The sequence below is a fragment of the Streptomyces rugosispiralis genome (genome assembly GCF_024505145.1).
GTDB classification, from domain to species: Bacteria; Actinomycetota; Actinomycetes; order Streptomycetales; family Streptomycetaceae; genus Streptomyces; species Streptomyces rugosispiralis.
Genome location: NZ_JANIAA010000010.1, coordinates 162,685 through 180,895 on the forward strand (window position 1 = coordinate 162,685; position 18,211 = coordinate 180,895).

Consider the following 18,211-nt stretch of genomic DNA (forward strand, 5'->3'; position numbering starts at 1 on the left):
AAAATCAGCTGAATCGCTCTTGCCTTCTTCGGCGGTGCGCGCATCAATGACATCGCCACATCGCCCGTGGATGACGGGCGGGAACCACCCCCCACACATCAGCCGCACTTCCCCCACTCCGGAAGGCAATCCCATGAGACGGATCAAGCTCGGGATCGGCACGGCAATGGGAACAGCAGCACTGGCCGCCGGCGCGCTGGCGCTGGCACCGACCGCGACCGCGGTCACCCCCACGACAGCCACCCTCACGGCCGACTGCGGGACCTTCGGGTCGGGCCTGGCCACCCTCACCGCGACGCAGAGCGGGACCGCCGCGACCATCACCCTGTCCTCGGGGGCGATCAAGGCCCCGATCGACGTTCCGGCGGGCTCGGTGAGCTCGACGCTGACGCTGTCGAAGAGCGGCGGCGGAACCAAGACCTTCACCGGCAGCTCCAACCCGGCGATCCCGACCGGCTCCGATGTGACCACCGGCCCGCTCAAGGGCACGGTGGCCGCGGGCGATGTCCTGGAGGCGAAGTCGCTCAAGCTGGTGATCTTCGGTCTGATCACGGTCAACTGCACCGCCACCACGCCCCAGTCCCCGGGGCCGTTCACCTTCTGAGCCATCCGATGAACCGGCTCTGAGCCCGCTTCGGGCCCTCCTGGTAGAAGGTCACACCGGACCGGCGGCGTCCCCGGCAGACGCCGCCGGTTCAAGCACGTCATAATGGACCTGATACATCGGATGTTTGGCCCGGGGAGGTCCACCATGGCGGTCACCGACGAGGCGATCGAAAAAATCAAGGGCATGATCGTCTCGGGCGCGCTGCGCCCCGGTGACCGGCTCCCCAAGGAGAGTGAGCTGGCCGCCGATCTGGGGCTGTCGCGCAACTCGCTGCGCGAGGCCGTCCGGGCGCTGTCGCTGATCCGGATCCTCGACGTACGGCAGGGCGACGGCACCTATGTGACCAGCCTCGATCCCCAGCTGCTGCTGGAGGCGCTGAGCTTCGTGGTGGACTTCCACCGCGATGACACGGTGCTGGAGTTCCTCGCGGTACGGCGGATCCTGGAGCCCGCGGCCACGGCGCAGGCCTCCACCCGGATCAGCGACGCCGAGCTGGACCGGCTCCAGGAGCAGCTGGACGCGCTCGGGCAGGAGCCGTCGGTGGAGGAGCTGGTCGCCTGCGATCTGGAGTTCCACCGCGGCATCGTCCAGTCCTCGGGCAACTCGGTGCTCTGCTCGCTGCTCGACGGGCTCTCCGGGCCCACCACCCGGGCCCGGGTGTGGCGCGGTCTGACGCAGGAGGACGCGGTCAGCCGCACTCTCCATGAGCACCGGGCGATCCTGGCCGCCCTGCGGGACCGCGACGCGGAGGCGGCACGGTCCTGGGCGACGGTGCACATCGCGAGCGTCGAGCAGTGGCTGCGCTCCACGCTGTGAGCCCACCGGCGCTCCGCCCCGGCCCCCGCCGGGAGGCTCCGCCCCGGACTCCCGCCCGCGGGTCCGGGGCGGGCTCGCCCCCGGCTCCGGGCGGAGCCCTGCCGCGTGGCAGGCGCTTCGCCCCTGGAACCCGGGGTCTGGGGCGAAACCGCGCCTTCCAGCCCCTCCGGCGATTGAGGAGCGGGGTCTGGGGCGGAGCCCCAGTTGAGGGAAGGGGCGGGTAGGGGAAAGCAGCCCGCCGCAGGCGTCACAATCCGGCGGGCACCCCCTAGGTTCCCAGACCGTAGGCGCGGGCCGCGTTGCCGCCGAAGACGGCGGCGCGCTCGTCCTCGCCGAGCCGGAGGGCGGCCCGGTCCGCGAGGGCCACCACCTCGTCGTAGGTCGCGGCGAGAACGCACACCGGCCAGTCGGAGCCGAACAGCACCCGGCCGGGCCCGAAGGCGTCCAGCACGTGCCAGGCGTACGGGAGCACCTGCTCGGGCTTCCAGCCGGCCCAGTCGGCCTCGGTGACCAGACCGGACAGCTTGCAGTCGACGTTCGGCAGGGCCGCGAGCGCGGCCAGCTGCCAGGCCCAGGGGTCGCGCTCCCCGCTCGCCACGGGCGGTTTGGCGGCGTGGTCGAGGACGAAGCGCAGCTGCGGCAGCTCACGGACGGCGTCGATGGCCGCGGGGAGCTCGCGCGGGGTGACCAGCAGGTCGTAGACCAGCCCCGCGTCGGCCACGGCGGCCAGCCCCCGGCGGGCGTCCTCGCGGTCCAGCCAGCGCGGATCCGGTTCGTCCTGCACCTGGTGGCGCAGGCCCACCAGCCGGTCGCCACCGGGCCCGGCGGCCAGCTCCGCGAGCACCTCGCCCACCCCGGGGTCGGTGAGGTCCGCCCAGCCGACGACGCCCGCGATCCGGTCCGATCCGCCGGCCAGGGCGAGGAGTTCCCGGGTCTCCTCGACGGAGGAGCTGGACTGGACGACGACGGTGGCGTCGATCGCATGGGCGTCCAGATGCGGGGCGAGGTCGTCCGGGGTGAAGGTGCGGCGGATGGGCTCGGCCCACGCGCCGTCCATCCACGGCTGCTCACGGCGGGTCAGGTCCCACAGGTGATGATGGGCGTCGATACGGCGCGGCAAGGGCACTCGGGCACTCCTCGGGGGGGTCAGACCGGCAGCGGGATGTCGTCGTCGAGCAGACCGCGCCGGACCAGGGCCGGCCACAGCTCGTCGGGGATGTCGTGGGCGAACATCCCGGCATTGTCCCGGACTTCGGCCGGGGAGGCGCAGCCGACCACCGCGGCGGCCACCGCCGGGTGGCCGAAGGGGAAGCGCAGCGCGGCGGCCCGCAGCGGCACCTGGAACTCGGCGCACACCTCGGCCAGCCGCCGGGCCCTGGCGAGGAGTTCGGGCGGCGCCTGCTGGTAGTCGTAGCGGGCGCCGGGGGCGGGGTCGGCGAGCAGCCCGGAGTTGTAGATCCCGCCGACCACCACGGAGGTGCCGCGCCGCTCGCACACCGGCAGCAGATCGTCGAAGGCGGTGCGCTCCAGCAGCGTCCAGCGCCCGGCGCACAGCACGACGTCCACGTCGAAGTCGGCGACGAACCGGGCGAGGAGATCGCTGTGGTTCATGCCGAAGCCGATGGCCCGGACGAGCTTCTCCCGCTTCAGCTCGGCCAGCGCCGCGAAAGCCGTCTCGTAGACCTCACGGACGTGGTCCTCCGGATCGTGGAGGTAGACGATGTCCACGGCGTCGACCCCGAGCCGCTCCAGGGAGGACTCGAGGCTCGCGCGGATGCCGTCCCGGGTGAAGTCCCACTCGCGGACCCGGTCGGGGGTGTCGGCGAACCCGGCCGCCTGGACGGGCTCCCCGGGGGCGCGCGGCCGCAGCCGCCGCCCCACCTTGGTGGAGAGCGTGTACCCGGCGCGGTCGCGCCCGGCCAGCACCCGCCCCAGCCGCTCCTCGGACAACCCGACGCCGTAGTGCGGCGCGGTGTCCATATAGGTGAGACCGGTGTCGAACGCCGCCCTTACGGTGTCCAGCGCACGCTCCTCCGGCACCGCCTCGTAGAGGTTGGCCAGCGGCGCGCAGCCCAGCCCCAGGGGTGGTACGCGCACCCCCGAGCGCCCCAGTTCGCGCGGGCCGCTCGGGGCCCGTCCGCCGTCGACCGCCATGGTTTCCTCCCGGCTCTCAGTCCTGCTTCTCGCCGCTTGCGTAGCGGGAGATGATCAGCGCGACGATGATGATCGAGCCGTTGATGAACTGGTTCCACAGGGGCGGCACCCCGCCGAGGGTCATCACATTGACGACCAGCTGCAGCGTCAGCACACCGGTGAGCGCGCCGAAGAGGGTGCCGCGGCCGCCCTTGAGGCTGATCCCGCCGATGACCGCCGCGGCGAACACCTGGAAGATCCAGCCGTTGCCCTGGGTCGCGGCGACCGAGCCGTAGTGGCCCGTGTAGAGGATGCCCGCGAAGGCGGCCAGCAGTCCGCCGACGCTCAGCACGATCCAGGTGATCCGGTCCACCCGGATGCCCGCCGCCCGCGCGGCCTCGGGGTTGCCGCCGATCGCGTACAGCGCGCGGCCGTGCCGCAGATAGCCCAGGGCCAGACCGCCGAGGGCGTACAGCCCCAGGCAGATCCACACGGCGGCGGGCACGCCCAGCCACTCGGCCTTGCCGAGGTAGCGGAAGGACTCGGGGACGTTGACGATCGACTGGCCCTCCGCGATGCCGACCTGGAGTCCGCGCAGCATGGTGAGCATGCCCAGGGTCGCGATGAAGCCGTTGACGCGCAGCTTGAGCATCAGGAAGCCGTTGGCCGCGCCGATCAGCGCCCCGACCGCCAGGCACAGCGGTATCGCGGTCCACACCGGCAGCAGCCCCAGGCCCTCGAACCGCGCCCCGTGCGCGGGCAGCACGAGCCACAGGGCGATCACCGGCGCCACGGCGATGGTCGACTCCAGGGAGAGGTCCATCCGCCCGCTGATCAGGATCAGCGCCTCGCCCAGCACCAGCAGCCCCAGCTCGGTGGACTGCTGGACGACCCCGATCAGGTTGTCCTCGGTGAGGAAGGCGGGCGAGACGATGAAGCCGATCACCCCGAGGACGAAGATCACGGGGACCAGCGACAGATCGCGCCAGCGCGCGATGTCGATCCGCGGCCGGCCCCCCGCCGGGTCGTCAGCCACCGCCTCGGCGGTCCGCTGCCGTGCGGTATCGGTCATGTCTGCCTTCCTTCTGTGCGGTCTTCGGTGTCCCCCGCCGTGCCGTTGGTGCCCGGCTCCGTGATGCCCTCCATGGCGGCCACGAGCTGGCGGTCGCTCCAGCCGCTGCCGAACTCGGCGACCACCCGGCCGTGGAAGAACGCCAGGATCCGGTCGCAGACCCGCAGATCGTCCAGTTCGTCGGAGACGATGACCGCGCCGCTCCCGGCCGCCGCCACGTCCCGTACGACGCCGAGCAGCGCGTCCTTGGACTTCACGTCCACCCCGGCGGTCGGGCGGATCGCGACCAGGACGCTGGGCTCACGGGCCAGCGCCCGCGCGATGACGACCTTCTGCTGATTTCCGCCGGACAAACCCGAAACGGGCTGCGAAGGTCCCGAGGTCTTGATGTCCAGGGAGGTGATCATCCGCTGGGCGAAGGCGCGGGTCCGGGAGGGCAGCACCGTGCCGAAGGGCCCGAGCTGGTCGGTGACGGTCAGCGTGGCGTTCTCGGCGACGCTGCGGCCCAGGACCAGGCCCTGGTCGTGCCGGTCCTCCGGGACGTAGCCGATGCCCGCGTCGATGGCGTGCGGCACGCTGCCGGGGCGCACCGGCCGGCCGCGCACCGAAAGCCGCCCGCCGACCGGTTTGCGCAGCCCCACCAGGGTCTCGCCGACCGCCGTGTTGCCGCTGGCCGTGGCCCCGGCCAGGCCGAGCACCTCGCCGGGGCGCACCACCAGGTCCAGCGGGTCGAACTCGCCCTCCAGGGCGAGCCCTTCGGTGCGCAGCACCGGCTCCCCGTCCGGGTCGGCCTCCTTACGGGCGACGGGAGCGCGCACCACGGCCCGGGAGCCGCCCCCGGGCGCCCCGCCGTCGTCCCCGGTCATCGCCGCCACCAGCTCCTCCTTGGGGAGGCCGGCGACCGGGGCGGTCAGCACATGCCGGGCGTCGCGGAAGACGGTGACGGTGTCGCAGAGTTCGTAGACCTCCTGCAGATGGTGCGAGATGAACAGGAAGGCGACCCCCTGCCGGCGCAGCTCCAGCAGCTTGGCGAAGAGCCGGTCGATCCCGCCCGCGTCGAGCTGTGCGGTGGGCTCGTCGAGGATGATCAGCCGGGCGCCGAAGGAGAGCGCGCGGGCGATCTCCACGAACTGCCGCTGCTCGACGCTGAGGTCCTTCGCCCGCGTCTGCGGATCCACCTCCACGCCGTACTCGGCCAGCAGCGCGCGGGCGTCCTCGCGCAGGGCGCGCCAGCGGATGCGCCCTGCGCCCGGGAAGCGGTTGAGGTAGAGGTTCTCGGCGACCGTCAGGTCCGGGACCACCATCGACTTCTGGTAGACGCAGGCCACCTTGCGCTGCCAGGCGGCGGTGTCGCCGTAGCCGGGAGCGGACTCGCCCGCGAAGGTCACCTCGCCCTCGTCCGGGCGCTCCATCCCGGTCAGGACGGACACCAGCGTGGACTTGCCCGCCCCGTTGCGCCCGACGAGCGCATGGGCCTCCCCGGGCCGCACCGCCAGCCGGGCGTGGTCCAGGGCGACGGTGGGCCCGAACCGTTTGACGATGCCCTGGGCCCGTACGACGGCGGGCTGTTCGGCCTCGGCCATGGTCACTTCTTCTCGAGCTGGTTGGCCCACAGCTTCTTGTCGTCGACGTTCTCCTTGGTGACCAGCGGCGCCGGGAGCTGGTCCTCCAGGCCGTTCTCGATCTTGACGATCTTGGAGTCGTGGTCGGTCGGGCCGGGTTTGAACGTCTTGCCGTCCAGAGCGGCCTTGGCGTAGTTCAGGGCCCACTGGGCGTAGAGGTCGGCGGGCTGGGAGAGCGTGGCGTCGATCTTCCCGGAGCGGATCGCGTCCAGCTCCTCGGGTATCCCGTCGTTGGAGATGATCGTGATGTGCTTGGCCGAACCGGCGGGCTTGAGCAGCCGCTTCTGCTCCAGCAGGGCGAGCGTGGGCTGCAGGAAGGCGCCGCCCGCCTGCATGTAGATGCCGTTCACGTCCTTGTGCTGGGCCAGCAGGCTCTGCAGCTTGGCGGAGGCCACATCGCCCTTCCAGTCGGTGGGCAGCTCATGCACCTTGATGCCGGGGTACTTCTTCTTCATGCAGGAGGCGAACGCCTGTGAGCGGTCCCGGCCGTTGATCGAGCTGAGGTCGCCCTGGAGCTCGGCGATCCGGCCCTTGCCGCCCAGCTTCTCGCCGAGGTACTCGCACGCCTTGGTGCCGTACGCCCGGTTGTCGGCGCGCACCACCATGTAGACCTTGCCGGAGTCGGGCCGGGTGTCCACGCTGACGACGGGGATCTTCTTCTCCTCCAGCTGCTCCAGGGTGGAGGAGATGGCCCCGGTGTCCTGGGGCGCCATGATGACCGCCTTGGCGCCCTGGTCGGTGAACGCCTGGACGTTGGCGACCAGCTTGCCGATGTCGTTCTGCGAGTTGGACAGCGGGAGCGCGGAGACCGTGCCCTTGTCGATGCCCTTCTCCAGGTACTGCTGGTAGGAGTTCCAGAAGTCGGTGTCCGTCCGCGGCATGTCGATGCCGACCTTGCCGCCGCCGGCGCCATTGCTCTCTCGGTTGCAGCCGGTGAGCGCTGCGACGGCCAGCAGCACGGCGCAGGCGGCGGTGCCGGTGGTGCGGAGTCTCGTCATCGAGTCCCGTCCTTGGTCGTTCCTGGGTCGAGTCGTGCAAGTGGTGCCGGCCTCGGGCGGAGGCGATTGTGCGGTTGTCTCAAGCGGTTGTCTCAAGCGGTTGTACGGCTGTCTCGAGCGGCCGGGCCGTTGTCTCGAGCGGCCGGGCCAGGAGGCCGGGCCGTTGTCTCAGGAGGAGGCGGGCCGCAGCCGCAGCCCCTGCATCCCTCCGTCGACGGCCAGCGCGGTGCCGGTGACGGCCGCGGCGGCGGGACTGGCCAGGTACGCGACGGCGGCGGCCACCTCGTCGGCGGAGACCAGCCGTCCGGTGGGCTGCCGGGCCTCCAGGGCGGCGCGCTCGGCCGCCGGGTCGGGGGCCTGGTCCAGCAGCCGGCCGACCCACGGGGTGTCCACGGTGCCGGGGTTGACGCAGTTGACGCGCACCCCTTCGCGGATGTGGTCCGCCGCCATGGCGAGGGTCAGCGACAGCACCGCGCCCTTGCTCGCGCTGTAGGCGGCGCGCTGCGGCAGTCCGGCGGTGGCAGCGATCGAGCAGGTGTGGGTGATGGAGACGGCGCCGGGCCGGTCGGCCGCGGCGGCGCGCAAGTGGGGCAGCGCGGCCCGCGCGGTGCGGACCAGGCCCAGCACATTGATGTCCAGCAGCCGGTGCCACTCCTCGTCGGAGTTGTCCTCGACGCTGCCGATCGCGCCGATGCCCGCGTTGCCGACGACGGTGTGCAGCGCGCCGAACTCGGCGACGGCCGCGTCCACCGCGGTCCTGACCCCCTCGTCGGAGGTGACATCGGCCTCGAGTGGCAGCGTGCCGTCCGGGGCGCTCGACGGATCGCGGTCGAGCACGGCGACCCGCGCGCCCCGGTCGCGCAGCGTGGCGGCGATGGCGGCGCCGATGCCGGAGGCGCCGCCGGTGACGAGCGCGGCCAGCCCTTCGAAGTCGCCGGTGGTCACTGGTGGTCCTCCTGGGGCTGTGCGGGTGCGGACGGTGCTGGTACGGGCTGAGCCGGTGCGGACGGTGCCGTTCCGGGCCGTGCGAGGCGGGTCCGCCATTCGGGCCCGTCCGGATAGCGGTAGGCGGCGATCGACTCTGGGTACATACGGGCGGAGAAGCCCGGCGCGGTCGGTGCCCGGTAGCGGCCCGACTCGACGACCACGGGATCGGCGAAGTGCTCGTGGAGGTGGTCGACATACTCGATGACCCGGTCCTCCCAGCTGCCCGACACGGCCACGTAGTCGAACATGGCCAGGTGCTGGACGAGTTCGCACAGCCCGACGCCGCCCGCGTGCGGGCACACCGGAAGTCCGTACTTGGCGGCGAGCAGCAGGATCGTGAGGTTCTCGTTGACCCCGGCGACCCGTGCCGCGTCGATCTGGACGAAGTCCACCGCCTCGGCCTGGAGCAGTTGCTTGAAGACCACGCGGTTGGCGACATGCTCGCCGGTGGCGACCTTGACCGGCTGTCCGGCGCGGATGGCGGCGTGGGCGAGGATGTCGTCCGGGCTGGTGGGCTCCTCGATCCAGTGCGGGTCGTACGGTGCCAGGGCGCTCATCCAGCGCACCGCCTCCGCCACGTCCCAGCGCTGGTTCGCGTCCACGGCGATGCGCACGTCCGGGCCGACGGCCTCGCGGGCGAGCCGCATCCGTCTGAGGTCCTCGTCCAGTTCGGCCCCGACCTTGAGCTTGATCTGGCCGAAGCCGTCGGCGACGGCCTCCTGCGCCAGCTTGATCATTTTCTCGTCGGAGTAGCCGAGCCAGCCGGGCGAGGTGGTGTAGGCGGGGTAGCCCCGCTCGCGCAGCCGCGCGGCGCGCTCGGCGCGGCCGGGCTCGGCGGCGCGCAGGATGGCGAGCGCCTCCTCCGGGGTGAGCGCGTCGCTGAGGTAGCGGAAGTCGACCAGCTCGACCAGCTCCTCGGGCGACATCTCGGCGAGGAACTGCCACAGGGGCTTTCCGGCCTGCCGGGCGGCGAAGTCCCAGGCGGCGTTGACCACCGCGCCCGCGGCCATGTGCATGACGCCCTTCTCGGGCCCGAGCCAGCGCAGCTGGGAGTCATGGGTCAGCTCACGGTGCAGGGCCGCGAGATCGGCGGCCGTGAGCGGCGCCGGGCGGCCCACCACATGGAGGCGCAGGGAGCGGATGGCGGCCGCGGTGACATCGTTGCCGCGGCCGATGGTGAAGACGAAGCCGTGTCCCTCGGCGGCCGCCGCCCCCTCCCCCGCGTCCGTGCGCAGCACGACGTAGGCGGCGGAGTAGTCGGGGTCCGGATTCATGGCGTCCGAGCCGTCGAGCTGCTCCGAGGTGGGAAACCGGATGTCATGGACCTCGAGCTCGGTGACGGATGGACGCTTACTCAATGGGGGCTCCCTGAAACGATGCGCGAGAGTGAACATCGGACCTTTCGCGATGATCCGATGTATAGCGCTGCCCTAGGGGTTTCGTCCAGAGGTGCGTCCGAACTTTCGAAGGACAGATCGGATGAATCTCTTAGTACTCCTGGACGGGGGCTGCGGCCGGGGCCCCGGAAAGCCGTAGGCTTGGGTGGCACGCATTGGGAAACTGCAGCTGGAGGCGGCACCATCCGTCCGCCCCGGTCGGAAGGAGGCGCTGGGTGATCGAGCTTGAGGGGGTTCCCGAGCTGATCGACCCGGTCATGATCTGTGCCTTCGAGGGCTGGAACGACGCCGGAGACGCCGCCTCGACCGCGGTCGGGCACCTGGACCGGGAGTGGAAGGGCGAGGTCTTCGCCTCGCTCGACGCGGAGGACTACTACGACTTCCAGGTGAACCGCCCCACCGTGGCCCTGGAGGGCGGGGTACGCAAGATCACTTGGCCGACCACCCGGCTCTCGGTGGTCCGGGCGGACACCGGGGAGAAGTCCCGGGACCTGGTGCTGGTGCGCGGTATCGAGCCGAGCATGCGCTGGCGGTCGTTCTGCAACGAGATCCTCGGGTACGCCCATGAGTTGGGCGTGGAGATGGTCGTCATCCTCGGCGCGCTGCTCGGCGACACCCCGCACACCCGGCCGGTGCCGGTCAGCGGGGTCACCTCCGACCCGGACCTGGCCCGCAGCCTCGATCTGGAGGAGACCCGCTACGAGGGCCCCACCGGGATCGTCGGGGTCCTCCAGGAGGCGTGCGCCCATGCCGGGGTCCCGGCGGTCAGCCTGTGGGCGGCCGTGCCACACTACGTCTCCCAGCCGCCGAACCCGAAGGCCACCCTGGCGCTGCTCAACCGCCTCGAGGACCTCATCGCGGTGCGCATCCCCCTCGGCGAGCTGACCGAGGACTCGCGGGCCTGGCAACTGGGCGTGGACCAGCTGGCCGCCGAGGACAGCGAGGTCGCCGAGTACGTCCAGTCGCTGGAGGAGGCGCGGGACACCGCCGAACTGCCCGAGGCGTCCGGCGAGGCCATCGCCCGCGAGTTCGAGCGCTATCTGCGGCGGCGCGACGGCCAGCCCGGCCCCGCCGGCGGCCACGCGACCGAGAGCGGCGGTCTGGCGGAGGGCCGGGAGGGCGGCACCGGAGGCCCGGGCGCCCCCTATCTGCGCGAGCCCTCCACCGGCCACGGACGGCCGCGCAAGCCGTCGCCCAAGGACGAGATGGCCCGGGAGGACGACGCCGAGGACACCGGCGGCGACGGGGACGAGGCCAAGGACGCGGACGACACCATGGACGCCGACAGCGCCAAGGAGGCGGACGACACCAAGGGGGCGGACGACGACCGGGGCTCCGAGGGCCGGGACTCCGAGGGGCGGGACTCCGAGGGGCGGGACGCCTCCCGCCGCGACGAGGACCGCACGGACCGAGGTGACAACGGGGACGAGGGGCCCGGCGCCGACCGGTAACCACGACCGCCGCACACGGCGCACGACGCCGCACCACGCGCGCCACGCCACGCACGCGACGCACGCCACGCGCGCCACGCACGCCTCGCACACCCCGTACGAGACAGCGAGAAGCCCGCGCCGGGAGGACCCCGGCGCGGGCTCACGTGTTCACCGTCGCGGCGCGGCGCCCCGACGCCGCGTCAGAGGGCCACGCCCAGCAGCGCGTCCACGGCGCGCGAGACCAGACCGGGCGCCCCCTCGTCCGTACCGCCGGTGGCCGACTGCGCGGCGGCCCAGCGGTCGACGGCCGCCAGGGCGGCCGGGGAGTCCAGGTCGTCCGCGAGCGCCTTACGGATCTCCTCCACCAGCGCGTCCGCCGAGGGCCCGTCCGGCCGTGAGACGGCCGCGCGCCAGCGGCCGAGGCGCTCCTCGGCCTCCCGCAGCAGCCCGTCCGTCCACTCCCAGTCAGAGCGGTAGTGGCGGGCCAGCAGCGCGAGCCTTATGGCCGCCGGGTCGACGCCGTCGCGGCGCAGCGCCGAGACGAAGACCAGGTTCCCCTTGGACTTGGACATCTTCTCGCCGTCCAGGGCCACCATTCCGGCGTGCACGTACGTCTTGGCGAACGGCCGCTCACCGGTGAGGACCTGGGCGTGCGAGGCGCCCATCTCATGGTGCGGGAAGGCGAGATCGGATCCGCCGCCCTGCACGTCGAAGCCCATGCCGAGGTGGTCCAGGGCGATGGCCACGCATTCGATGTGCCAGCCGGGGCGGCCGCGGCCGAGCGATCCGCCGTCCCAACTCGGCTCGCCGTCGCGGGCGGCCATCCACAGCATCGGGTCGAGGGGGTTCTTCTTGCCCGGACGCTCCGGGTCGCCGCCGCGCTCGGCGGACAGCAGCCGCATGGCCTCGGCGTCGAGTCCGCTGACCGAGCCGAAGGAGGGGTCGGACTCCACCGAGAAGTAGATGTCGCCTTCGAGTTCATAGGCGGCGCCCAGGTCGCGCAGCCGCTCCACGAGCGGCACGATCCCCGGTATCGACTCGACGGCGCCGATGTAGTGCCGCGGGGGCAGCATCCGCAGGGCCGTCATGTCCTCGCGGAAGAGGGTGGTCTCGCGCTCGGCCAGGTCGGTCCAGTCGTCGCCGTTCTCCCGCGCCCGCTCCAGCAGGGGATCGTCGACATCCGTGACGTTCTGGACGTAGTGCACCTGGCGCTTGGTGTCGAGCCATACGCGCTGAACGAGGTCGAACGCGTTGTAGGTCGCCGCATGACCCATATGGGTCGCGTCGTACGGGGTGATCCCGCAGACGTAGATGCGTGCGACGGGACCGGGGGTCAGGGTGATCCGTCCCCCGGTCGCGGTGTCGTGAATGCTCAGGTCGCGGCCACTGCCGGGCAGGGCGGGAACCTCAGAAGCGGGCCAGGCATACATGCAATGAGCGTAACCGGATGCAGCGTCCGTATACGAACCGGACCAGTGGTGTTGGCCGGATGGGCGGTCTTGCGCGGACGCCCGCGAGCTGCTTGAGCTCACGGGCGTCCGCGTTCCGGGGACTCCGGGCGGGGCGCGGCGGGCCCCCGCCCGGCCCCGGAACGGACGGCCGTAAGGAGCCGCAGCGGGCCCCTCCGCTCAGACCGGCGGCCAGGGGATGGCGGGCCACTGGCCGCTGGGCTCGGGGTGGGTCCCGGTCCGCAACAGCGCGGCGACACGGGCCCGCAGGGCCTCGACCTCGGCCCCGGTGATCAGCTCCGCCAGCCGGGCGCTCAGCGGGCCGCCGTCGGCCAGCTCGCCCGCCAGCCGGCGCAGCACCTCCAGCACATCGTCCGGCAGCGGCTCCCCGGCCCAGCCCCACAGCAGGGTGCGCAGCTTGTCGTCGGCGTTGAAGGTCACTCCGTGATCAATCGCATAGAGCCGGCCACCGGCCGCGGGCAGCAGATGGCCGCCCTTGCGGTCACCGTTGTTGATCACCGCGTCGAGCACGGCCAGCCGGCGCAGCCGTACGTCGTCGGCGTGGACCAGCAGCGCCGTACGGCCCTCGCCCACCTCGGCGTAGCCCACCGCCTTCCAGCCGGGGCCCGGTTCATCGCCGTCGACGAGCGCGAGCAGCTCCGCTCCCCCGGTCTCCTCCGAGCCGTCGCCGTCCGGCTCGCCGTCGGCCGTCTCGACCTCCACCCAGAGCTGGCACATCCCCTGCCCGTACGGCCCGTCGCGCAGCACCGTGGGCGGCACCAGGCCCCAGCCGGTGGCCTCGGAGATCTCGTACGCCGCGACCTCGCGCTGGGCGAGGGTGCCGTCCGGGAAGTCCCACAGCGGCCGCTCCCCGGCCACCGGCTTGTAGACGCAAGGGGCGCTGTGGCCCTCGTACTCGACCGTGCAGTACAGCACCGCGTTGGACGCCTCCCGGACCCGGCCGCGGACCGTCAGCTCACCGAGAGCCAGCAGCTCGGCCGCGGCCGGGGGCGTCAGGCTCCGCGGCGGTATCCGTTCTGGCGCGGACATACGTGTCCCTCCGGGTCGAGCGGCAGACTGCACAGCGGGCAGGGCGGCCGGCCGGCGTTGACGACCTCCAGGGCGCGCTTGGCGAACGCACGCGCCTGCGTCCCGGTGAGCCGCACCCGCAGCATGGGCGGGCCGTTCACATCGTCCTGGAGCAGCCGCTCCTCGGCCTCGGCCAGGTCCTCCTCGGACTCGGCCTCCAGCTCGACCAGCGCCTGCGCCTCGACGATCATCCGCTGCTCCTCGCCGTCCCAGGCGAGTGCCATGGTGCCGACCCGGAACTCCTCCTCCACGGGGACTTCCAGCGGCCCGGTGTCGCTGAGTTCGCTCGGTGCGACGGCGGGGACCGGGGCGTTTCCGCCGGTGCGCCGCACCACCTCGTCCAGCAGCTCGTCTATCCGCTCGGCCAACGCGGCGACCTGCGTCTTCTCCAGCGCGACACTGGTGGTCCGGCTACCGGCGGACGCCTGCAGGAAAAAGGTACGGCGACCAGGCAGCCCGACCGTACCGGCGACGAAACGGTCCGGCGGGTCATAGAGGAACACCTGACGGGACAACGTCCTGCTCCATTTGGTTCGACTGCTCGGCTGACTGACTGCTGACCGCTGGGTGTCACGACCGCCCGGTCACGGCTGTCACGGCGCCCTCGCACCGCGGCACCACCCTACTGCGCACGGCGATCACGGTGCTCCCGCGTCGCCGCCCACCGCCGCGTCCCCGCCACGGTTGCCGGTGTTCTCCTCGCGCGGCACCAGACCGGCGAAGTCCCCGGTGTCCCCGAGCCGGACGACGAACGGCCGGGTCGGGGTGTACCGGATCGCGGTGACCGAGCAGGGCTCGACCGAGATCCGCTGGAACAGATCGAGATGGAGTCCGAGGGCGTCCGCGACCAGCGCCTTGATGATGTCCCCGTGGGAGCACATCAGATAGACCGCGTCGGCGCCGTGCTCCCGCTCGATCCGGGCGTTCCAGTCGCGCACCGCCTCGACCGCGCGCGTCTGCATGGCGCGCATGGACTCGCCACCGGGGAAGGCGGCCGCGGACGGATGCTGCTGGACGATATTCATCAATGGTTCATCGGCGAGCTCGGCCAGCTTCCGGCCGGACCAGTCGCCGTAGTGGCACTCCCCGATCCGGTCGTCGGGGTGCAGCGGCAGTTCGGGGCGGGCGGCGAGCAGCGGGGCCAGCGTCTCCCGGCAGCGCTGCAGGGGGCTGGTGACGGCGGCGGCGAGCGGCAGTCCGGCCAGTCTGCCGGGCAGCGCCGCGGCCTGGGCCGTACCGCGCTCGTCGAGGGCGACACCGGGTGTCCAGCCCGCGAGGAGGCCCGCGGTATTGGCGGTGGACCGGCCGTGCCGTACGAGGATCAGCATGGGCATGGCTGCCACCCTACGACCCCTCCGGCGCCGCTCAGCGGGGATGCGCACCGATCCCGCACCGGGGTCCCCCTGTGCCGATCGGCATCACGCGAGGCACAATGCGCAGCGTGATCGTGGATTGTGCCATCTACCGGGACGGGGCCCGCACCGAGGGACCCGCCGACTTCTCCGACGCCCTGGACGAGGCGCGAGCGAGTGGGGACGCCTTCTTGTGGATCGGGCTGCATGAGCCGACCGAGAAGGAGTTCGAGCTGGTCACCAGCGAGTTCGGACTGCATCCGCTGGCCGTCGAGGACGCCCTGTGCGCCCACCAGAGGCCGAAGCTGGAGGTCTATGACGATTCGCTGTTCCTGGTGCTCAAGCCGGTGCGGTACGACGACGAGGCCGGGACGGTCACCGCGGGTGAGCTGATGGTCTTCGTCGGTGACTCCTTCGTGGTGACCGTAAGGCATGGCGAGGCCAATCCGCTCGGCTCGGTGCGCGACCGGCTGGAGAAGATGCCCGAGGTGCTCCAGCACGGCCCCACGGCGGTGATGTACGCGGTCTCCGACGCGGTCGTGGACCACTACCTGGACGTGGCCGACGATCTGCACGAGGACCTGGAGGAGCTGGAGACGGAGGTCTTCGCGCCGAACCCGGGCGCCGGGCAGAACACCGCCGGGCGGATCTACGCCTTCAAGCGCGAGGTGATGGAATTCCGCCGCTCGGCCGGGCCGTTGGGCGAGCCGATGGAGCGGCTCACCGGCGCCGGGGTGCCGTTCGTACATGAGGGCTCCCGGCCGTTCTTCCGCGATGTCAGCGACCATCTGACCCGGGTGAACGAGCATGTGGAGGGGCTGGACCGGCTGCTGTCGGACATCCTCTCCGCCCATCTCGCGCAGATGGGCGTGCGGCAGAACGACGACATGCGGAAGATCTCGGCATGGGCGGCCATGGCCGCGGTGCCGACGATGATCGCCGGGATCTACGGCATGAACTTCACGCACATGCCGGAGCTGAGGCAGCCCTGGGGATACCCGGGGGTGATCGTGCTCATGGCCGGTGTGATCGCGGTGCTGTACCGCTGGTTCAAGCGGCGTGGGTGGCTCTGAGGTCTAGGGGCGGGGCCGGGGCCGGCGTGGCCAGGCCGGTCCGCCAGAGGAAGCGGCCGGTCCGTCAGACGAGCTCGGGCGTCTCCGGCGCCCCGGAAGCGCTCTTCGCGGGGCCGCCCAGCGCGTTCCGCCGCTCGGGCATCCGCAGTGACACCATGCGCCGCCAGCCGCCCAGCCGCTCGTACGTGTGCAGGGCGTGGATCCCGGCCGCGAGCAGCGCGGACTTCGGCTTGGGCCAGCCGAGGAGGCGCCCCATGTGGGCCATCACGGCCAGGCTGACGTCCCGGTAGACCTCCATCTCGACGAGCGCGCTCTCCCGCAGGGTCCGCTGGATGGTCCGGCCGTATCCGTCGGCGGCCAGGCGCAGCAGCTCCTCATGGCAGTAGGCGAGGTGGTTGTCCTCGTCGTCGGCGATCATGCGCACCGCGCGGCCGAGGTCGGGGTGGTGGCCGAAGTACCCGCGCAACATCGTCATCTGGGCGGCGGCGCGCTGTTCGGTGACCCGGCTGTGGGCGAGGTAGATCACGATGTCGTGCTCGGTGAGCGGCTCGTCGCGGCGCAGCTTGTCATGGGCGAGGCCGATGCCGCGCGCCTCCAGGAGCATCGTGTAGTCGGTCTCGCGCGGCACCTCCATGGGCTCCAGACCGCGCTTGCGGAGCAGGGCGTTGAAGATCCGGCCGTGTTTGTCCTCGTCGGCGCCATGGCGGGCGATCTTGGGGGCGAGGTCGCGGCGGCTCTCGGGCACGAGGGCGGCGATCCGGCCGTTCTCCCAGCCTCCCTGGGCCTCCCCGCTGGCCGCGACGGAGCAGAAGAGCCGGAACGACTCGTCGTCGCCGAGGATCTCCTGGAACACGCTTTTCGCCGAGAGCATCGCCGCCACCTCCGTGCGCTGATCATGCGCCGCCGTGCGCTTAAAAAGTCAACGGCCCGGTGGGGGCGGCGGCAACAGCTGGGGCATCCGGCTCGGCCGAACGGGGGACCCCTCCGTACGCCGCGTCCGCGTAACCCCTGGGCGGCGGAGGCGTTGTGCTGGATGACGGCCGTGGCGGGGAAGACCCCCGAGCCCCCACCACGGCCGCAGAACTTTCCCGGCGCCGCGTCCAGCTCGGCGCCTACGCCACTCCGGCCCGCTCCAGGGCCTCGACACCCGCCCGCAGCCCGGCGAGCCGCTCCTCCAGCGTGAAGCCCGCGGGCGTGAGCGAGAGGGTGGTGACCCCGGCCGCCGCGTACGCCTGCATGCGGTCGGCGATGCGCTCGACGGGGCCGAGCAGCGCGGTGGAGTCGATCAGCTCGTGGGGGACGGCCGCGGCGGCGCCCTCCTTGTCCCCGGAGAGGTACTTCTCCTGGATCTCGGCGGCCTCCTTCTCGTACCCCATGCGCTGCGCCAGCTTGTTGTAGAAGTTCTGCTTGGCGCTGCCCATGCCGCCCACGTAGAGCGCGGTGTACGGACGGAACTGGTCGGCCAGGGCGCGGACGTCGTCGCCGAGGGCCATGGGGACGGTGGGCACCACGTCGAAGCCCTCGAGGTCCTTGCCCGCCTTCTCGCGGCCCGCGCGCAGCGGGCTGAGGGTGGTCTCCTCGGCGTGCTCGGGATCGTAGAACAGGACCAGGGCGCCGTCGGCGATCTCGCCGGTCTGCTCCAGGTTCTTCGGGCCGATGGCCGCGATGTACAGCGGGATGTACTCCCGCACCGGGTGCACGGTGAGCTTGAGGGGCTTGCCGGGGCCGTCGGGCAGCGGCAGGGTCCAGTTCTGGCCCTCGTGGGTCAGCCGCTCGCGCGACATCGCCTTGCGGATGATCTCCACGTACTCGCGGGTGCGGGCGAGCGGCTTGTCGAACCGCACCCCGTACCAGCCCTCCGACACCTGGGGCCCCGAGACGCCGAGGCCGAGGCGGAAGCGGCCGCCGGAGAGGGTGTCCAGGGTGGCGGCGGTCATCGCCGTCATGGCGGGGGTGCGGGCCGGGATCTGGAAGATGGCGGAGCCGACGTCGATGCGCTCGGTCTGCGCGGCGACCCACGCGAGCACGGTGGCGGCGTCCGAACCGTAGGCTTCGGCCGCCCAGCAGACGGAATAGCCGAGTTTGTCGGCCTCGCGGGCGACCGCGAGGTTGTCCGCGTCCATTCCGGCGCCCCAGTAGCCGAGGTTGATGCCGAGCCTCATACCGCACCCCTTACTGATCAGT

At 72.0% G+C, this 18,211-nt stretch carries 17 protein-coding genes; 4 read left to right on the forward strand and 13 right to left on the reverse strand.

Annotated elements, in window-relative coordinates; genetic code table 11:
• The first annotated feature begins 133 nt into the window (after nt 1–133).
• Nucleotides 134–604 (forward strand): hypothetical protein, encoded by a 471-nt coding sequence (locus tag NP777_RS18530; RefSeq protein ID WP_256651256.1) that lies wholly within the window; start codon nt 134–136, stop codon nt 602–604.
• A gap of 147 nt (nt 605–751) precedes the next feature.
• Nucleotides 752–1,423 carry a FadR/GntR family transcriptional regulator gene (locus tag NP777_RS18535; protein ID WP_256651257.1) on the forward strand — a complete coding sequence of 224 codons (672 nt, stop codon included), beginning with the start codon at nt 752–754 and terminating at the stop codon, nt 1,421–1,423.
• A 268-nt stretch (nt 1,424–1,691) separates the two neighbouring features.
• Here the strand turns inward: NP777_RS18535 and NP777_RS18540 are convergent, their stop codons facing one another.
• The 7 genes from NP777_RS18540 to NP777_RS18570 form a co-directional block, all read right to left on the reverse strand.
• The gene (locus NP777_RS18540) at nt 1,692–2,543 is read right to left on the reverse strand and encodes an amidohydrolase family protein (protein ID WP_256651324.1); all 852 of its coding nucleotides are present in this window, start codon (nt 2,541–2,543) and stop codon (nt 1,692–1,694) included.
• Nucleotides 2,544–2,569: 26 nt separating this feature from the next.
• Nucleotides 2,570–3,577: an aldo/keto reductase gene (locus tag NP777_RS18545; protein ID WP_256651258.1), complete on the reverse strand. Its 1,008-nt coding sequence runs from the start codon at nt 3,575–3,577 to the stop codon at nt 2,570–2,572.
• Between the two features lie 16 nt (nt 3,578–3,593).
• On the reverse strand, nt 3,594–4,628 hold the full coding sequence (locus NP777_RS18550; RefSeq protein WP_256651259.1) for an ABC transporter permease: 1,035 nt from the start codon (nt 4,626–4,628) through the stop codon (nt 3,594–3,596).
• A complete protein-coding gene (locus NP777_RS18555) occupies nt 4,625–6,211 on the reverse strand; it encodes a sugar ABC transporter ATP-binding protein (RefSeq protein ID WP_256651260.1) in 1,587 nt (528 codons plus the stop codon). Before NP777_RS18555 ends, NP777_RS18550 begins: the two co-directional genes overlap by 4 nt.
• Before the next feature lie 2 nt (nt 6,212–6,213).
• Nucleotides 6,214–7,248: a sugar ABC transporter substrate-binding protein gene (locus NP777_RS18560; RefSeq protein WP_044577818.1), complete on the reverse strand. Its 1,035-nt coding sequence runs from the start codon at nt 7,246–7,248 to the stop codon at nt 6,214–6,216.
• 168 nt (nt 7,249–7,416) lie between these two features.
• The gene (locus NP777_RS18565; protein WP_256651261.1) at nt 7,417–8,193 is read right to left on the reverse strand and encodes an SDR family NAD(P)-dependent oxidoreductase; all 777 of its coding nucleotides are present in this window, start codon (nt 8,191–8,193) and stop codon (nt 7,417–7,419) included.
• Nucleotides 8,190–9,509 carry an enolase C-terminal domain-like protein gene (locus NP777_RS18570; protein WP_391858537.1) on the reverse strand — a complete coding sequence of 440 codons (1,320 nt, stop codon included), beginning with the start codon at nt 9,507–9,509 and terminating at the stop codon, nt 8,190–8,192. Before NP777_RS18570 ends, NP777_RS18565 begins: the two co-directional genes overlap by 4 nt.
• A 338-nt stretch (nt 9,510–9,847) precedes the next feature.
• On the opposite strand from NP777_RS18570, the gene NP777_RS18575 reads away from it, so the two are divergent.
• The gene (locus NP777_RS18575; RefSeq protein WP_256651263.1) at nt 9,848–11,083 is read left to right on the forward strand and encodes a PAC2 family protein; all 1,236 of its coding nucleotides are present in this window, start codon (nt 9,848–9,850) and stop codon (nt 11,081–11,083) included.
• A gap of 182 nt (nt 11,084–11,265) precedes the next feature.
• Here the strand turns inward: NP777_RS18575 and mshC are convergent, their stop codons facing one another.
• From mshC to NP777_RS18595, 4 genes are all read right to left on the reverse strand, one after another.
• Entirely contained in the window at nt 11,266–12,495 is a 1,230-nt protein-coding gene (mshC, locus tag NP777_RS18580) for a cysteine--1-D-myo-inosityl 2-amino-2-deoxy-alpha-D-glucopyranoside ligase (protein ID WP_256651264.1), read from the reverse strand.
• Nucleotides 12,496–12,693: 198 nt separating this feature from the next.
• Complete coding sequence (locus tag NP777_RS18585) at nt 12,694–13,563, reverse strand: SCO1664 family protein (RefSeq protein ID WP_256651265.1); 870 nt, start codon at nt 13,561–13,563, stop codon at nt 12,694–12,696.
• Complete coding sequence (locus NP777_RS18590; protein ID WP_256651266.1) at nt 13,527–14,117, reverse strand: DUF3090 domain-containing protein; 591 nt, start codon at nt 14,115–14,117, stop codon at nt 13,527–13,529. Before NP777_RS18590 ends, NP777_RS18585 begins: the two co-directional genes overlap by 37 nt.
• A 123-nt stretch (nt 14,118–14,240) precedes the next feature.
• Complete coding sequence (locus NP777_RS18595; RefSeq protein WP_256651267.1) at nt 14,241–14,936, reverse strand: histidine phosphatase family protein; 696 nt, start codon at nt 14,934–14,936, stop codon at nt 14,241–14,243.
• A gap of 98 nt (nt 14,937–15,034) precedes the next feature.
• On the opposite strand from NP777_RS18595, the gene corA reads away from it, so the two are divergent.
• Nucleotides 15,035–16,027 (forward strand): magnesium/cobalt transporter CorA, encoded by a 993-nt coding sequence (gene corA / locus NP777_RS18600; protein WP_256651268.1) that lies wholly within the window; start codon nt 15,035–15,037, stop codon nt 16,025–16,027.
• Between the two features lie 64 nt (nt 16,028–16,091).
• On the opposite strand, the gene NP777_RS18605 is transcribed toward corA, so the two are convergent.
• Nucleotides 16,092–16,898, reverse strand: a complete 807-nt coding sequence (locus NP777_RS18605; protein ID WP_256651269.1) for a ferritin-like domain-containing protein — start codon at nt 16,896–16,898, stop codon at nt 16,092–16,094.
• 241 nt (nt 16,899–17,139) lie between these two features.
• The gene (locus NP777_RS18610) at nt 17,140–18,189 is read right to left on the reverse strand and encodes an LLM class F420-dependent oxidoreductase (protein ID WP_256651270.1); all 1,050 of its coding nucleotides are present in this window, start codon (nt 18,187–18,189) and stop codon (nt 17,140–17,142) included.
• Nucleotides 18,190–18,211: the final 22 nt, after the last annotated feature.

What these genes read in the sequence shown, in the direction of transcription:
- mshC (WP_256651264.1), bottom strand. Translation starts at nt 12,495, where the DNA reads ATGTATGCCTGGCCCGCTTCTGAGGTTCCCGCCCTGCCCGGCAGTGGC.
- NP777_RS18610 (WP_256651270.1), bottom strand. Translation starts at nt 18,189, where the DNA reads ATGAGGCTCGGCATCAACCTCGGCTACTGGGGCGCCGGAATGGACGCG.
- corA (WP_256651268.1), top strand. Translation starts at nt 15,035, where the DNA reads ATGCGCAGCGTGATCGTGGATTGTGCCATCTACCGGGACGGGGCCCGC.
- NP777_RS18530 (WP_256651256.1), top strand. Translation starts at nt 134, where the DNA reads ATGAGACGGATCAAGCTCGGGATCGGCACGGCAATGGGAACAGCAGCA.
- NP777_RS18605 (WP_256651269.1), bottom strand. Translation starts at nt 16,898, where the DNA reads ATGCTCTCGGCGAAAAGCGTGTTCCAGGAGATCCTCGGCGACGACGAG.
- NP777_RS18560 (WP_044577818.1), bottom strand. Translation starts at nt 7,248, where the DNA reads ATGACGAGACTCCGCACCACCGGCACCGCCGCCTGCGCCGTGCTGCTG.
- NP777_RS18535 (WP_256651257.1), top strand. Translation starts at nt 752, where the DNA reads ATGGCGGTCACCGACGAGGCGATCGAAAAAATCAAGGGCATGATCGTC.
- NP777_RS18545 (WP_256651258.1), bottom strand. Translation starts at nt 3,577, where the DNA reads ATGGCGGTCGACGGCGGACGGGCCCCGAGCGGCCCGCGCGAACTGGGG.
- NP777_RS18555 (WP_256651260.1), bottom strand. Translation starts at nt 6,211, where the DNA reads ATGGCCGAGGCCGAACAGCCCGCCGTCGTACGGGCCCAGGGCATCGTC.
- NP777_RS18570 (WP_391858537.1), bottom strand. Translation starts at nt 9,509, where the DNA reads ATGAATCCGGACCCCGACTACTCCGCCGCCTACGTCGTGCTGCGCACG.
- NP777_RS18595 (WP_256651267.1), bottom strand. Translation starts at nt 14,936, where the DNA reads ATGCCCATGCTGATCCTCGTACGGCACGGCCGGTCCACCGCCAATACC.
- NP777_RS18550 (WP_256651259.1), bottom strand. Translation starts at nt 4,628, where the DNA reads ATGACCGATACCGCACGGCAGCGGACCGCCGAGGCGGTGGCTGACGAC.
- NP777_RS18585 (WP_256651265.1), bottom strand. Translation starts at nt 13,563, where the DNA reads ATGTCCGCGCCAGAACGGATACCGCCGCGGAGCCTGACGCCCCCGGCC.